Annotated in this window: 10 protein-coding genes; 4 read left to right on the top strand and 6 right to left on the bottom strand. The window is 71.2% G+C overall.

Features of this window, described 5'->3' with window-relative positions:
- Positions 1 to 7 precede the first annotated feature (7 nt).
- A complete protein-coding gene (locus AB0K02_RS19910) occupies positions 8 to 808 on the bottom strand; it encodes a L,D-transpeptidase family protein (RefSeq protein ID WP_365993767.1) in 801 nt (266 codons plus the stop codon).
- 205 nt (positions 809 to 1,013) lie between these two features.
- Positions 1,014 to 2,474, bottom strand: coding sequence for an amino acid permease (locus AB0K02_RS19905; protein ID WP_365993766.1), 1,461 nt, complete (start codon positions 2,472 to 2,474; stop codon positions 1,014 to 1,016).
- Between the two features lie 379 nt (positions 2,475 to 2,853).
- On the opposite strand from AB0K02_RS19905, the gene AB0K02_RS19900 reads away from it, so the two are divergent.
- A complete protein-coding gene (locus AB0K02_RS19900; RefSeq protein WP_365993765.1) occupies positions 2,854 to 3,450 on the top strand; it encodes a carbonic anhydrase in 597 nt (198 codons plus the stop codon).
- A gap of 204 nt (positions 3,451 to 3,654) precedes the next feature.
- A complete protein-coding gene (locus AB0K02_RS19895) occupies positions 3,655 to 5,151 on the top strand; it encodes a SulP family inorganic anion transporter (RefSeq protein ID WP_365993764.1) in 1,497 nt (498 codons plus the stop codon).
- 45 nt (positions 5,152 to 5,196) lie between these two features.
- On the opposite strand, the gene AB0K02_RS19890 is transcribed toward AB0K02_RS19895, so the two are convergent.
- Positions 5,197 to 6,678: a TIGR00366 family protein gene (locus AB0K02_RS19890; RefSeq protein WP_365993763.1), complete on the bottom strand. Its 1,482-nt coding sequence runs from the start codon at positions 6,676 to 6,678 to the stop codon at positions 5,197 to 5,199.
- Between the two features lie 303 nt (positions 6,679 to 6,981).
- Here AB0K02_RS19890 and AB0K02_RS19885 point away from each other — a divergent pair, with 303 nt between their 5' ends.
- Positions 6,982 to 7,503, top strand: coding sequence for a hypothetical protein (locus AB0K02_RS19885; protein ID WP_365993762.1), 522 nt, complete (start codon positions 6,982 to 6,984; stop codon positions 7,501 to 7,503).
- A gap of 145 nt (positions 7,504 to 7,648) precedes the next feature.
- The gene (gene lpdA, locus AB0K02_RS19880; protein ID WP_365993761.1) at positions 7,649 to 9,049 is read left to right on the top strand and encodes a dihydrolipoyl dehydrogenase; all 1,401 of its coding nucleotides are present in this window, start codon (positions 7,649 to 7,651) and stop codon (positions 9,047 to 9,049) included.
- A gap of 21 nt (positions 9,050 to 9,070) precedes the next feature.
- Here the strand turns inward: lpdA and AB0K02_RS19875 are convergent, their stop codons facing one another.
- From AB0K02_RS19875 to ctaD, 3 genes are all read right to left on the bottom strand, one after another.
- Positions 9,071 to 11,503 (bottom strand): SpoIIE family protein phosphatase, encoded by a 2,433-nt coding sequence (locus AB0K02_RS19875; RefSeq protein ID WP_365993760.1) that lies wholly within the window; start codon positions 11,501 to 11,503, stop codon positions 9,071 to 9,073.
- Positions 11,503 to 13,341, bottom strand: coding sequence for a glycoside hydrolase family 15 protein (locus AB0K02_RS19870; RefSeq protein WP_365993759.1), 1,839 nt, complete (start codon positions 13,339 to 13,341; stop codon positions 11,503 to 11,505). Before AB0K02_RS19870 ends, AB0K02_RS19875 begins: the two co-directional genes overlap by 1 nt.
- A gap of 97 nt (positions 13,342 to 13,438) precedes the next feature.
- Positions 13,439 to 15,169, bottom strand: coding sequence for a cytochrome c oxidase subunit I (ctaD, locus tag AB0K02_RS19865; RefSeq protein WP_365993758.1), 1,731 nt, complete (start codon positions 15,167 to 15,169; stop codon positions 13,439 to 13,441).
- Positions 15,170 to 15,533: the final 364 nt, after the last annotated feature.

Raw genomic sequence — 15,533 nt, 5'->3', positions numbered from 1 at the left:
CGGGCGGTCATCGGGCGAGTTCGGCGGCGGGCCCCATGACGATCACGGGCTGCTTTCCCGGGTCCAGGGCGCGCAACAGCTCCCGCATGGCGTCCCGGGGAAGCGAGATGCACGCCTGGGTGGGGCCGTCGTGGTCGACATGGATCCACACGCCGCCGCCCTTGTCGGAGCCGAGCGGCCGCTTCCTGTCCAGCGGAGTCGTTCCCCGGACGCGGTTGTAGTCGATGGCGACCACGTAGTCGAAGGAGCCGTCGAGGGGTTCGCCGAGGAAGCCGGTGCCGCTGGCGACGAACTCGTCGTCCTGGTCGTACGGCAGCCGGGCCCCCGGGTCCGGCAGCAGACCGCCGGCGTCGCCGAGCCCGAAGACTCCGATCGGTGTGCGCAGATCGCCCTCGCGGTGGTCGCGCGTCCAGCCGCGCACGGCGTTGTGCGCGGGCCATGGCCCGGCGGCGCGCCTCCACTGCAGTGTCGCGTCCTGTTCGTAGAGCACCGCGGTGGCGTCGCTGGTGTCCTGCGTCTCGCCGACGACCACCAGGGCCTGGCGCGTGCCCACCGGGACATCGGCGCGGGTGGCGGGTCCGACTCCGGGGAGGTGGGCGGGGGACGGCGGCCGGAAGCGGGCGCCCGGGCGGGCGTCCTGCCCGGCGGCGTCGTGCCGGCCGTACGGCCCCTCGGCGGTCGCGGGCGCCGCGAGGGAGGGCGGCGAGGGGGGCGTGGACGGTGTCTGCGTGCACGCGGCGAGCAGCGGGGCGGCGCACAGGGCTGCGACCAGCCACCTTGCGGCGCCGTTGCTGAGACTGAGGGGCATGGGGCAGCATCCTCCGGCGCTCGGGAAAACAACGCCGCATGGGTACCCCGTGCGCCGCCGCCTCTGTCACCCGGCCCGCGCACTCACTCCACCGGGGCACGGCCGCATGGCCTCATGTCGTCTGTGTGCGGGTGGGAGAGCGCTTCCCGGTCCGCGGTACGCGGACGCGGGCCCGGCCGTCGTGACGGCCGGGCCCGCGTCGGTGTCAGCTTCCTCCGGGCTCGCGCGGCGGCGCCGCGGAACCGGCCTTCGCCGCCGCCTCCGCCTTGGCGAGCTCCGACTTCCGGTACGAGTAGGCGAAGTAGAAGACCATTCCGACGAGGAACCAGACGGCGAACCGCGCCCATGTCTGCCACTGCAGGAAGGTGATCAGCCAGATCGAGAAGATCACACCGAGCGCCGGCACCACGGGCATGCCGGGGCACCGGAACGTGCGCGGCAGGTCGGGCCGCCGGTAGCGCAGCACGATCACGGCGATGCACACCACGACGAAGGCCAGCAGGATGCCGATGTTGGTCAGTTCGGCGGCCTCGCCGATCGGCAGGAATCCGGCGATGGCGGCCGAGGCGAAGCCGACGATCCATGTCACGCGGGTCGGCACGTGCCGGGTCTCGTGCGTCTTCGCGAACCATTTGGGCAGCAGCCCGTCGCGGCTCATCGAGAACCAGACCCGGGTCACGCCCAGCATGAACGTGAACATGACGGTGAGGATGCCGATGATGGCGCCGACCGCGATCACGTCGGCGAGCCCGGACAGTCCCACCGACTGGAAGGCCGTGGAGAAGCCGCTCTCCCTGTCGATGTCGCGGTAGTTCTGCATGCCCGTCAGAACGAGGCAGGCGAGCACGTAGAGCACCATCGAGATGGCCAGCGAGTACACGATCGCCTTCGGCATGTGGCGCTGGGCGTCCTTGGACTCCTCGGCGGCCGTGGACATCGCGTCGTAGCCGAAGACCGCGAAGAACACCGTCGCCGCTCCCGTGAACGCCCCGCCCACGCCGTAGGGGAAGAACGGGTCGTAGTTGGCGGTGTCAATGTGCACCACGCCGACGGCGATGACGAGCAGGACGACGAGCACCTTGAGCACCACGACGCCCGTCTCGAAGCGGGCCGCGTTCTTGATGCCGAGGGTGAGGAGGTAGGCGATGAGCAGGCAGAGCAGCACGGCGAACAGGTCGATCCTGTGTCCGTCCCCGGTGCCGGGCGCGCCCAGCATCCAGGCCGGCAGCTCGGCGCCCATCGAGACGACGAGGAAGTTGAAGTACCCGGAGATGCCGATCGCCACGACGGCCACGATGGCGGTGTACTCCAGCAGGAGGTCCCAGCCGATGAACCAGCCCGCCAGTTCGCCGAGGACGGCGTACCCGTAGGTGTAGGCCGACCCGGCCTTCGGGATCATTCCCGCGAACTCGGCGTACGAGAAGGCGGCCGCCGCGCTGGCGACGCCCGCGATCAGGAACGAGACCAGCACGGCCGGACCCGCGGTGCCGTTGGCGACGGCACCGGCCAGGCTGAAGATGCCCGCGCCGATGATGCCGCCGACACCGATGGCGGTGAGCTGCCAGAGCCCGAGGGTGCGGGTCAGCCGTTGGTGGACATCGGCCTCCTCGATCTGCTCGATGGGTTTGCGGCGCAGAACTCCGTGCCCCATCCGGAACCCGGCCATGGGCGTCACCTCTTCACTGAAGGCGTCTCTGACGCCCGATCATGATGGCCGAGACGTCCCCTCGGCGGAAGGGGCCGCGCTGGTGTCGCGCGCGGATCCCGCGTTGGCCGGCGCAAAGATCGAGTCGGCCAAGTATGCCGGGATGGCGTATTTGTGATCTGTCATCACCAGGTAATGCGATGGTAAAGTCCTGGTAGTGGCGGTCGACGAGAATCACACCGCGGACACGGCGATCGCAGCACCCCGCGGCCGCCGCGCAGGACACCGGGACGCGAGGCCAGGCGCCCACCCCGGCACCCTGCCGACCGTCACACCACTGTCCATCTGACCCGACCACACCGCACCCCGGCGCTCGCCGCGGTGCAGGAGGCAGGCCATCATGCAGTCGCTCATCGACCACGCCAGGTCCTTCGCGGACCGTGTCGCCGCCGACGCGGAGGAGTTCACACGCCTCGCGGACGGCCAGGCGCCCGACGTCCTCTTCATCACCTGCTCGGACTCGCGCGTCGTCCCCGCGTGGTTCACCGGCGCCCGCCCCGGCGAGCTGTTCGAGCTCCGCACCGCCGGAAACATCGTTCCCCCCTACCCCGCGCAGGGCCGGCCCGCCGGCGAGGCGGCCACCATCGAGTACGCGCTGCGTGTGCTCCACGTCCGCGACATCGTCGTCTGCGGCCACTCCCACTGCGGCGCGGTGGGCGCCGTGGTCCGCGGCGACGACCTGTCCTCGGTGCCCGCCGTGCGGGCGTGGCTGGAGCACACCACCCGCGTGGAGCGCGGTACCGACGACTCCCCCGAGCTGGCCGGCGCCGTCCAGCAGCACGTGCTGGCGCAACTGGACACACTGCGCGGCTATCCCGCTGTCCAGGAGGGGCTCCAGGACGGCTCCCTGACACTGCACGGCTGGTACTACGAGGTGCACACCGGCACCGTCCGCGTCCACCGCCCCGGCACCGGGGCCGTGTTCGACCGGCTCTGAGGGCCGCGCAACCGGCGCTCTGAAGCGCCGAGTTGCCCACGCCCACAGCACAGGCGCCCCCACTGCCGTCCGTCGGGCGCACGGTCCGCCGTGCCCCGGCGGCACGAGCCGCCGCGCCGTGCCGAGCCCCCTCCCCCACCGCCTCGTCCGCGCACCGGCCCGCCACGGCCGGTCGGACCCGTACCCTGAGGACCCTCACCCGTGGTGTCACGTTCGCGTCTCCTCAGCGAGCCCCGCGTCGTACGGCGCGATCTGCTCGCCTCCCTCGTCGTCTTCCTCGTCGCCCTCCCGTTGTGCGTCGGCGTGGCCGTCGCCTCCGGCGTCCCCGCCGAACTGGGCTTGATCACCGGCATCGTCGGCGGTCTCGTCGTCGGTGCGCTGCCCGGCAGCACCCTCCAGGTCAGCGGCCCGGCCGCCGGTCTGACCGTGCTCGTCTACGAGACCGTCCAGGAGTTCGGGCTCGGCACGCTGGGCCCGATCGTCCTGGCCGCCGGACTGCTCCAAGTCGCCCTCGGCGCGGCCCGGTTCGGCCGCTGGTTCCGCGCGATCTCCGTCTCCGTGGTGCAGGGCATGCTCGCCGGGATCGGCCTGGTGATCGTGCTCGGCCAGCTGTACGCCATGGCGGACGTCTCCCAGCCCGGCAGCGGCCTCGGCAAGCTGGCCGGCCTGCCCGGTCTCGCCGCCGAGATCGCCACCCACGCCGCCGCCCTCACGGCCTTCCTCGTCGGCGCGGGCACCGTCGCCGTACTGGTCCTGTGGCCCCGGATGCCGGCGAAGGTCCGTGTCGTCCCGGGCCCGCTGGCGGCGGTGGCGCTGGCCACCGCCGCCACCGCCTTCACCGGTCTGTCCCCGGCGACGGTCGAGGTCAGCGGGCTGCTCCAGGCCGTCCGGCCGCCCGGCCTCGACGACTTCGCACAGCTCGGCAGCACGGCGGTCGTCGGCACGGTGCTCGCGTTCGCCCTCATCGCCTCGGCCGAGAGCCTGTTCAGCGCCGCGGCGGTGGACCGCATGCACAACGGGCCGCGCACCGATTACGACAAGGAGCTGGTGGCCCAGGGCGTGGGCAACACGCTGTGCGGAGCGCTCGGCGCGCTGCCGATGACGGCGGTCATCGTGCGCAGCGCGGCCAACGTCCAGGCCGGCGCCCGCACCCCGCTGTCCCGCATCGCGCACGGCCTGTGGCTGTTGCTGTTCGCGGCCCTGCTGCCGGCGGTCATCGGCGTCATCCCGCTGGCCGCACTCGCCGGTGTCCTCGTCCACGCCGGGTGCAAACTCGTCCCCGTCAAGGACCTCGTTCCGCTGTGGCGCGCACACCGCGGCGAGGCGGTCCTGCTGGCCGTCACGGCCCTGGCGGTCGTCGTCACGAACCTCTTCGAGGGCGTGATCCTCGGTCTGCTGCTCGCGGTGGTGAAGTCCGCGTGGGAGACCTCGCACGTCCAGCTGAGCACGCGCCGCCTGACCGGGGGCCGCATCGTGGTCACCCTGACGGGCAACGCGACCTTCCTGCGCCTGCCTCGCATCCTCGAACAGCTGGAAGAGCTGCCGCAGGACCAGCCGATCGAACTCGACCTCGCGCGCCTGCGCCACCTGGACCACGCCTGCCGGGTGGCCCTGGAGAACTGGGCGCACCGGCACAACCACCCCGAGACCGAGCCCGTACGGATCCGCCACGGGGAACCGACGGCCGCCCTGCTGCCCTGACGGGCCGCAGCCCCGCCGCCCGGCCTGTCCGGGCGGCGGGGATCGTCAGGGGAAGGTGAGCGTCTGGGCGAACAGTGTGACGACCACGAGGACGACCGGGAAGCACACCAGGAACATCGCGAAGGTGTAGCCCATGATGTCCCGCGCCTTCAGCCCCAGGATCGCCAGGGTCGGGAGCATCCAGAACGGCTGGAGCAGGTTGGCGCTCGCCTCGCCCAGGTCGTACACCACCACCATCCAGCCCTGGTGCACCTCGAGTTGGTTGGCCGCGTCCATCACGTACGGGGCCTCGATCACCCACTTGCTGCCGCCGCTCGGCACGAACACACCGAGGACGCAGGAGTAGACCGCGATGAGCGCCGGATAGAAGAAGGCGTTGGAGATGTCCGTCAGCCAGCCGGCGATGGTGGAGGACAGGCCGGTGAAGGCGATCATGCCGAAGATGCCGCCGTACAGCGGGAACTGGATCAGCACACCGGACGCGGCGGACACGCCCTCGCGTACGGCCGCGACGAGCCGCGCCGGCCGCCAGTGCAGGATCAGGGCGAGCAGGATGAGGATCAGGTTGACCGTGTTCAGGTCGAGGGCGCCCAGGGGATTGCCCGTCGCCGAGGCGAAGTAGCGGAACAGGTACCACACGCCGAGCAGGAAGATCAGGACGGCGAACGCGGGGCTGTGCTCCAGCCAGTCGCCGGGCCGGCGCGGCCCGGCGGCGCCGGTCTCCTCGCGCGTCTCCTCCAGCAGTGGCCGCAGGCGGATGCCCAGGTCCTCGGCCGTCTTCGCGGCCTCTGGCGAGGGAGCGAGGAACCAGGCGAGGACCACCGCGACCAGGAACACGACGGCGGTGGCGGCCATGCCCTGCCACAGGAAGATGGTCTCGGTGAGCGGGATCAGGCCCGAGCCGCGGCCTTCGGCGATGACCTTCTGCACCGCCTCGGGGCTCGCCCCGGCGCTGGCGACCTGGAGCGCGGCGGAGCCGGACAGGCCCTGCGCCCAGACGGTGCCGAGTCCGAGGAACGCCATCGCGCCGATCGCCCGGTAGTCGACACCGCGCACCAGCCGGGAGATCTCCTTGGCCAGGATCGCGGTGAAGATCAGGCTGAACGCCCAGTTGAGGTACGACGACACCATGGACACGGCGGCGGTGAACGCGATGGCGGCGCGCGGGCTCCTGGGGACTCTGGCGAGGCGGGAGATCAGCCGGGCGACGGGCCGGGACACCGCGACCGCGTAGCCCCCGATGATGATCATCGCCATCTGGAGCGTGAACTGGATGAGCGACCAGAAGCCCTTGCCCCAGGCGTCCACGAGCCCGTATCCGGTGGTCGCCGTGGGATCGTCGGGCGCCCCGGTGACGGGGGCACCGGTCAGCAGGCCCAGTGCGAGGACCACGAAGGTGCCGACGAGGACGAAGCCGAAGGCGTCGGGCAGCCAGCGCTCGGTGGCGGCGGTGAATCGCAGGGCGATGCGGGCGAGGACGTTCTCGCCCGTGTCGTCCGTGGTCCGCCCGGTCCTCGTCACAGCCATCCCGCATCTCCTCACACCGCGCAGCCTGGGCGCATCACGCGCACCGCGGACCAGGAAGGTAGAGCAGGACGACGTCGATCACTATGGGCCGGGAGCCCATAGACCGTGCGGTGGTCATGGTGGACGGCCCTGTGGGGCGCGATCGGTGGCCGGGCGGCGCTTGCCCGGGAGGCCGCAGGGACAGCACACGATGGCATCGGGACATATCAATGAATGGGGCGATAATGCTGCAACCATTCCCCTTCGAGGTGTGTCTCCGTCAGTGACACCGCAGTCCCCGCACAGGAAGAAACGGGGGACACCATGCACCACCAGTCCCGGCTCGCGGCCGCCGCCGCTGCCATCCTCCTCACCGCCGGGATCGGGTCGACGATCCCCGCGTCCGCCTCGCAGTCCGCCGCACCGTCAAAGGCTCCGACGACCGCGCTCGTCACCAACGCACGCTGGGGCGGCCACAGCACCTTCGACCGGATCGTCATCGACATCCGCGGCAAGGTGCCGCCCGTCACCGTGCAACCGGTGAAGAAGCTGTACTACGACGGCCTCGGGACCAGGGTCCCGCTCGCCGGAAAGCACTTCCTGGAGATCAGGCTCTCGCCTGCCGCCGCACACGACGACCACGGCAGGTCCGTCTACAAGGGCCCCAAGCTCACCAAGATCTGGCTCCCCTCCCTGAAGGGCCTCGCCCTCACCGGCGACTTCGAAGGAGTGGTCACCCTGGGAGCCGCGTTCAACACCAAGCCCACCTACACGACCCGCGTACTCCACTCGCCGGAGCGCTTCGTGATCGACATCCGGCACGCGCCACCGGTCTGCGGCCGGTGACAGCACGGGGGTCCCGGTCTCCCGCACCGGGACCCCCGCCCGGCGGGGCCGTGCGGTCCCGCGCCTCTGGTCCGCCCGGTGCATTCCGCCCATGTCGTACGGGGATCGCCGCGCCCGCCGGGGGGCCGGACCCTATCGTGCCCGCATGAGTGCACACTTCGATGTCGTGGTCCTCGGGGCCGGTCCCGGCGGCTACACGGCGGCGGTCCGATGCGCCCAGCTCGGAATGTCGGTGGCAGTGGTCGAGGAGCGGTACTGGGGAGGCGTGTGCCTGAACGTGGGGTGCATCCCCTCGAAAGCGCTGCTGCGCAATGCCGAACTGGCCCATCTGTTCACGCACGAGGCCGGGACCTTCGGGATCCGTGTCGAGGGGCAGGTCCGCTTCGACTACCAGGAGGCGTTCCAGCGCAGCCGGAAGGTGGCCGAAGGACGCGTCCGCGGTGTGCACTACCTCATGAAGAAGAACGCCATCACCGAGTACGACGGGACGGGCTTCTTCACCGACGCGCACACCCTGCTGGTCCGGGCCGCCGACGGCACGGAGCAGAGCGTCGGCTTCGACCACTGCGTCCTCGCCACCGGGGCCACGACGCGCCTGCTGCCCGGCACGAGCCTGAGCGAACGCGTGGTGACGTACGAGGAACAGATCCTCAGCGACCGGCTGCCCGGCACCGTCATCATCGCCGGAGCGGGAGCGATCGGCGTCGAGTTCGCGTACGTGCTGCACAACTACGGCGTACAGGTGACGCTCGTGGAGTTCCTCGACCGGGTCGTCCCGCTGGAGGACGAGGAGGTCTCGGCGGAACTGGCCCGCCGGTACCGCAAGCTGGGGGTCAACGTCCTGACGTCGACGCGCGTCGAGGCGATCGACGACTCGGGGCCGCAGGTGCGGGTGCATGTGACGACGGGCGGGCAGCGCCAGGTGCTCGAGGCCGACAAGGTGCTCCAGGCCATCGGGTTCCGGCCGCGGGTGACCCATTACGGCCTGGAGAACACCGGTGTGCGGCTGACCGATCGGGGGGCGGTCGATGTGGACGGCCGCTGCCGCACGAGCGTTCCCCACATCTTCGCGATCGGTGACGTCACGGCGAAGCTGATGCTCGCGCACGCCGCCGAGGCCATGGGCATCGTCGCAGCCGAGACCATCGCGGACGCGGAGACCATGGAACTCGACTACACGATGATCCCCCGCGCCACCTACTGCCAGCCGCAGATCGCCAGCTTCGGCTGGACCGAGGCCCAGGCGCGGGAACGCGGCTTCGACGTGCGGGTGCAGAAGTTCCCCTTCACCGCCAACGGCAAGGCCCACGGCCTCGGCGACCCCGCCGGCTTCGTGAAGATCCTCAGCGACGGCCGGCACGGCGAGCTGCTGGGGGCCCATCTCATCGGCCCGGAGGTCACCGAACTGCTGCCGGAACTGACGCTGGCGCAGCAGTGGGACCTGACGGTGCATGAAGTGGCCCGTAACGTCCACGCCCACCCGACCCTGGGCGAGGCGGTGAAGGAAGCGGTGCACGGCCTGGCCGGCCACATGATCAACATGTAGTGGCTCCGGTCCGCGCCGCCCTCACGGACCGGGCAGCGGCTGCTGGGTCCAGATGGTCTTCCCGTGGCGTGTGTAGCGGCTCCCCCAGCGTTCGGTGAGCTGAGCGATCAGGAAGAGGCCGCGTCCGCCTTCCTCGGTGGCCTGGGCCCGCCGCATCCTGGGCTGGGTGCTGCTCGCGTCGGAGACCTCGCAGAACAGTGCGCCCGCCCGGATGAGCCGGAGCTCGACGGGGCCGCCGCCCGCGTAGCGGATGGCGTTGGTGACCAGTTCGCTCGCCACGAGTTCGGTGGTGAAGGAGAGTTCGTCCAGGCCCCAGCGGGACAGCTGCCGCACCACCAGGGTGCGCGCGTGCGCGACCACCGCGGGGTCCGCCTCCAGCCGCCATGTCGCGCAGTCGTCGGGGGCGATCACGCGCGTACGGGCCAGCAGCAGCGTCACGTCGTCCGACAGGGGGCGCGGGGCGAGACGTGACACGATCTGCCGGCCGGCGTCCTGGAGCGGGTGGCCGGGTGCGCCCGCGCGGGGCAGCAGGGAGGCGAGGGTCGCCATCCCCTCGTCGAGGTCGGCGCGGCCCCGCTCGACCAGGCCGTCCGTGTACAGGGCGAGGACGCTGTCCTCCTCGACCTCCGTCTCCAGGGGTTCGAACGGCAGGCCGCCGACTCCCAGGGGCGGTCCCGGGCTGACGTCCAGATAGCCGACGGTCCCGTCCGGGCGCAGCAGGGCGGGCGGGGGGTGCCCGGCGCTGGCCACGACGCAGTGCCGCGTCACGGGGTCGTACGTCATGTACAGGCAGGTCGCGCCGTACGAGTCGTATGCCGTGCGCGGAGCGTGGTCGTGCGCGCCGGCCGCGTCGGCGGTCTCGTCCGTGAGCTGGGAGACGAGGTCGTCGAGGTGGGCGAGCAGTTCGTCGGGTTCCAGATCGAGGTCGGCCAGCGTCCGGACCGCGGTGCGCAGCCGTCCCATCGTCGCTGTGGCCTGCAGACCATGGCCCACCACGTCGCCCACGACGAGGGCGACCCGTGCCGAGGACAGCCGGATGACGTCGAACCAGTCGCCGCTGACGCCGGTCGCGGTGTCCGTCGGCAGGTAGACGCTGGCGCTGCGGACGGCGACGGTGTCGGCCGTCGTGGGCGGCAGCAGGCTGCGCTGGAGGCTCACGGCGGCGTGACGTTCGCGCGCGTAGCGGCGTGCGTTGTCCACGACGAGTGCGGCACGGGAGGCGATCTCGTCGAGCAGGGCCATGTCGTCCTTCTCGAAGGGGGTGCGCGGGCCGGTGCGCCACACCGTGACCCGGCCCAGGAGCCGCCCTCTGGCCCGCAGCAGTGCGCTCATCCCGGAGTGGGCGCCCTCGGGGCCGGGCGGCGTGGCGTCTGCCGCGCTCCCGGTCCGCGCGCCCGCGGCGGCCGCGCGGTCGGCCGGCCGGGGCCGGTCGGCGGACCACATCCGGCGGGAGGGCCGGTCGCCGGCGTCGACGGACACAGGGGCGCCGACCCCCAGGGGGTCTCCGCCCGGCCCGGCCGCGGCCGCCCGGCGCAGCAGGTGCTGCCCCTCCTCGTGCACCTCCGGTTCCTCGTGCGCGAACACGGACTCGGCGATGTCGAGTGCCGCCGCGTCGGCCAGGGCGGGAACGAGGACGTCCACCAGGTCGCCGGTCGTCTCCGCCAGCGAGAGGGAGTTGCCGAGGACGGCGGTGGCCCTGTGCAGCAGGTCGAGCCGTTCGCGCGCCCGCCGCTGCTCCGTCACGTCGACGAACAGGGCCGTGACGCCCATGACGCGGCCCTGCGGGTCCTGGAGCCGGAAGGCGGACAGGGCCACGATGCGGCCCGCGCCGGGGTCCACGCGGGTGCGGACGAGGATCTCCGTGCCGACCTGCGGGGTCCCGGTGGCGAGCACCTGACGCAGCAGACCGTCGATGCTCCGCGCGTCCTCGTCCCGGAGGAAGGCGGCGAGCCGCAGCCCGCCGAGGTCGTCGGGCACGCCCGTGTACGGGAGGAGGTGCGTGTTCGTCCTCTCCAGCCGCAGATCCGTGTCGAACATCGCGAGCCCCACGCGGTCCTGGAGGAACAGCTCCTCCAGGAAGGCGTGGGCCTGGCGCCATTTCGCCATCAGGGACCGGGGCACGGCGAGGACCAGGAGGCGGGCGTCGCGCCCGCCGGTCCGCCCCTGGTCGAGGGGAAGCACGCGGAACAGCACCTCCGCCTCCTCTCCCCCGCCCTTGCGCACCACGGCGCTGCCCTCCCAGACCGGGCCGTCCCGCTGGGCGAGGACGTCCGGCCAGCAGGAGGGGTCGGCCAGCAGTTCGCGGACCCGACGGCCCGACAGGTCGTCGGCCGGGCGGTTCAGCAGGGTTTCGGCCGCCGGTGTGCAGCCGAGGACGGTTCCGGTGGCGTCCACCACGAGTCCGGCCGTGTTCTGCGCGTCGAGTGGATCGTCGTTGCCGCGAGCCGTGCGCATCAGCCCAGGGCCCGGTCGAGGTTGAACGCGGCGCTGATGAGCGCCAGATGGGTGAACGCCTGCGGGAAGTTGCCGATCTGCTCGCCGGTGCGGCCGATCTCCTCGGCGTACAGGCCGAGGTGGTTGGCGTAGGTGAGCATCTTCTCGAAGGCGAGCCGGGCCTCGTCCAGGCGCCCGGCGCGGGCGAGCGCCTCGACGTACCAGAAGGAGCAGATCGAGAACGTGCCTTCCTCGCCCCGCAGTCCGTCCGGACTGGCCTGCGGGTCGTAGCGGTACACCAGGGAGTCGGACACCAGGTCCTCGCCGAGCGCGTCGAGGGTGGACAGCCATTTGGGGTCCGTCGGGGAGATGAACTTGGCGAGCGGCATCATCAGGACGGCCGCGTCGAGCACGTCCTCGCCCTCGTGCTGGACGAACGCCTTGCGCTCGGCGGACCAGCCGCGCTGCATGATCCGCCGGTAGATCGTGTCGCGTACGCCGCCCCAGCGGATCATGTCGGCCGGCAGGCCGCGGTGTGTGGCGACCCTCATCGCGCGCTCGATCGCGACCCAGCACATCAGCTGCGAGTACAGGAACCTCTTGCGGCCGCCGCGGGTCTCCCACACCCCCTCGTCGGGCTGGTCCCAGTTCTCGCAGACCCAGTCGACCAGCTCGACGACGGTGTCCCAGTGCCGGCTGGAGAGCGGCTGTCCCCATTTGTCGTAGAGGTACAGGCAGTCGACGAGCGCGCCGTAGACGTCCAGTTGGAGCTGGCCGACGGCCCCGTTGCCGATACGGACCGGGGCCGAGCCCAGGTGACCCTCGAGATGCCCGAGTTCCTCCTCGGGCAGCTCACGGCGGCCGTCGATGCCGTACATGATCTGCAGCCGGCAGTCCGACTCCGCCGGGGCGAGGGCCTTGTCGGAGAGGAAGTTGACGAACGCTTCGGCCTCGTCCGTGAAGCCCAGCCTGAGGAGGGCGTAGATGCAGAAGGCTGCGTCGCGGACCCAGACGTACCGGTAGTCCCAGTTGCGCTCGCCGCCGATCTGTTCCGGCAGGCTGGTCGTCGGCGCGGCCACGAGGGCGCCGGTCGGCGCGTAGGTGAGCAGCTTGAGGGTGAGCGCGGAGCGGTGCACCATCTCCCGCCAGCGGCCGCGGTAGCGGGACCCGGACAGCCAGCGGCGCCAGTACCGCACGGTGGCGTCGAACAGGTCCTCCGCCTCGGTGAGCGCACAGGGCCGCGGCTCGACCGTGCCGCCGATCCGGTCCAGCGCGAAGACCGCGGAGTCGCCTTCGAGGAGTTTGAACGAGGCGCGGACGTCCGGGCCGTCGATCTCGACCGGCACGGTGGACGTCAGAGCGAGCGAGAGGTCCGCGGAGTCGAAGACCGTCTGTCCCTGCCGGGTGCGGACGGTGTGGCTCTGCCGGCCGTAGTCGAACCGGGGCGCCACCCGCGCGGTGAAGGGCAGCGATCCGCGGACGCACAGCACGCGGCGGATCAGACGGTGCCGGTCGGCCTCACGCGAGTCGTCGACGACGGGCATGAAGTCCTGGATCTCGCCGACGCCGTCGTCCGCGTAGAAACGGGTGATCAGGATGTTGGTGTCGGGGAAGTAGAACTGCTTCGTGCGGACCGGCACGTCGGGGGCGAGGGCGAACGAGCCGCCGCGGTCGGCGTCCAGGATCGACGCGAAGACACTGGGCGCGTCGAAGCGTCCGCAGCAGTACCAGTCGATGGTGCCGTTCGTGCCGATGAGCGCCGCGCTGCGCAGGTCGCCGATGAGCCCGTGCTCGGCGATGGGGAGGTACCTCGGCGCGCCCGCCCTGCTGGGGCGCGCACTCGTGGCTCCGGCAGTCACGCGAGCCTCCCATGACGTCGCAGGACACCCGCGTTTCAGTCTAGGACCGCCTCTTGGCGGCGGCGACCCGCGCCGGTCCGGACGGGCGGGGGCCGTGTCAGCCCCGGTCCTCCTCCCCCGTCGGCCTCGCGATGCCCTTGCCGGGCTCCACGGCGTCGCGGCGGCCGCGCCAGCGGGCTTCGTCGAGCTGAGAGAGGCCGGGGTGGTGCAGGTCGAAGGCGGGCGATTCCGAGCGGATCCGCGGCAGTGTGGTGAAGTTGTGGCGGGGCGGGGGGCAGGAGGTGGCCCATTCGAGGGAGCGCCCGTAGCCCCAGGGGTCGTCGACGTCCACGCGCTCGTTCGCCTTCGCGGTCTTCCACACGTTGTAGAAGAACGGCAGTGTCGAGATCCCGAGCAGGAAGGCTCCGATGGACGAGAGCGTGTTGAGCGCCGTGAAGCCGTCGGCGGCGAGGTAGTCGGCGTAGCGGCGGGGCATGCCTTCGGCGCCCAGCCAGTGCTGCACGAGGAAGGTGGTGTGGAAGCCGACGAACAGCGTCCAGAAATGGATCTTCCCGAGGCGTTCGTCCAGCAGGGTGCCGGTCATCTTGGGCCACCAGAAGTAGAAGCCGGCGAACATGGCGAAGACGACCGTGCCGAAGACGACGTAGTGGAAGTGGGCCACGACGAAGTAGGTGTCGGTGACGTGGAAGTCCATCGGCGGCGACGCGAGGACGATGCCCGTCAGGCCGCCGAAGAGGAAGGTCACGAGAAAGCCCATGGACCACAGCATCGGCGTCTCGAAGGACAGGGACCCGGTCCACATCGTGCCGATCCAGTTGAAGAACTTGACCCCGGTCGGCACGGCGATGAGGAACGTCATGAAGGAGAAGAACGGCAGCAGCACGGCGCCAGTCGCGAACATGTGGTGGGCCCACACCACCACGGACAGACCGGTGATGGCGATGGTGGCGCCGACGAGCCCCACGTAGCCGAAGATCGGCTTGCGCGAGAACACCGGGATGATCTCGGTGATGATGCCGAAGAACGGCAGCGCGATGATGTAGACCTCGGGATGGCCGAAGAACCAGAACAGGTGCTGCCACAGCAGCGCCCCGCCGTTCTCCGGGTTGAACACCTGGGCGCCGAATCGGCGGTCCGCCTCCAGGACCAGCAGGGCGGCCGCGAGGACCGGAAACGCCATCAGGACCAGCACCGAGGTGAACAGCACGTTCCAGGTGAAGATCGGCATCCGGAACATCGTCATGCCCGGGCCCCGCAGGCAGATGATCGTGGTGACGAAGTTGACCGCGCCGAGGATCGTGCCGAACCCGGCCAGTGCGAGCCCCATGATCCACAGGTCCCCGCCGACGAACGGGGCGCGCTCGCCGCCGCTGAGCGGCGTGTAGGCGGTCCAGCCGAAGTCCGCCGCCCCCTGCGGTGTCAGCAGGCTGCTCACCACGATCAGACCCCCGAAGAGGAACAGCCAGAAGGACAGCATGTTCAGCCGGGGGAACGCGACGTCTGGCGAGCCGATCTGCAGCGGCATGACGGCGTTGGCGAATCCCGCGAACGTGGGCGTGGCGAAGAGCAGCAGCATGATCGTGCCGTGCAGGGTGAACGTCTGGTTGTACTGCTCGCTGCTGACGATCTGGAGGCCCGGCCGCGCCAGCTCCGCGCGGAGCAGCAGCGCCATCACGCCGCCGATGACGAAGAAGAGGAACGACGCGATCAGGTACAGGTGCCCGATCTTCTTGTGGTCGGTGGTGGTGATCCACGAGATCACCGCCTGGCCTCGTCCGCGGTGGGGAACCGGAACCGGTGTGACGGTCTGCTCGGTCGGCGTCGCCATGGAAACCCTTCCGTGTCGGGCGGGGCGGAGCACGGCGCGGCGGGCGGTCGGCCGGACACGGCGTGCCGGTCTCCTGACTACCCCGAGTCCTCGACGTGACGCCCGCCGAAACGGCGGCGCATAAGAGTGACCCTGCGGGCCGAAGCCGTCGGCGGCAGGACGGTCGCGTTCGGTCCCGTCGCCGCCCGGGCGGGCGTACCGGGTGGTGCGGCGGTGATCTCGGCGATGCGCCGGGCCGGTTCCCCGGGGGCGCGCGGCCCGGACCGCGTGACCGGCCGTCAGCCGGACGATGATCTCGACGGCCTCGGTCGGCGCCGCGACAGGGGTACGAGGACGGCTCCGGAGGAGTGGCGCCGTGCGGCGC

The sequence above is a fragment of the Streptomyces sp. NPDC049597 genome (assembly GCF_040675505.1).
GTDB lineage: Bacteria > Actinomycetota > Actinomycetes > Streptomycetales > Streptomycetaceae > Streptomyces.
Note: the sequence above shows the minus strand (reverse complement) of the source record. Positions and strands in the feature narration are given on the sequence as shown.

Coding starts and splice junctions, on each gene's coding strand:
- AB0K02_RS19910 (WP_365993767.1), bottom strand. CDS start 808: ATGCCCCTCAGTCTCAGCAACGGCGCCGCAAGGTGGCTGGTCGCAGCC.
- AB0K02_RS19905 (WP_365993766.1), bottom strand. CDS start 2,474: ATGGCCGGGTTCCGGATGGGGCACGGAGTTCTGCGCCGCAAACCCATC.
- AB0K02_RS19900 (WP_365993765.1), top strand. CDS start 2,854: ATGCAGTCGCTCATCGACCACGCCAGGTCCTTCGCGGACCGTGTCGCC.
- AB0K02_RS19890 (WP_365993763.1), bottom strand. CDS start 6,678: ATGGCTGTGACGAGGACCGGGCGGACCACGGACGACACGGGCGAGAAC.
- AB0K02_RS19885 (WP_365993762.1), top strand. CDS start 6,982: ATGCACCACCAGTCCCGGCTCGCGGCCGCCGCCGCTGCCATCCTCCTC.
- lpdA (WP_365993761.1), top strand. CDS start 7,649: ATGAGTGCACACTTCGATGTCGTGGTCCTCGGGGCCGGTCCCGGCGGC.
- AB0K02_RS19875 (WP_365993760.1), bottom strand. CDS start 11,503: ATGCGCACGGCTCGCGGCAACGACGATCCACTCGACGCGCAGAACACG.
- ctaD (WP_365993758.1), bottom strand. CDS start 15,169: ATGGCGACGCCGACCGAGCAGACCGTCACACCGGTTCCGGTTCCCCAC.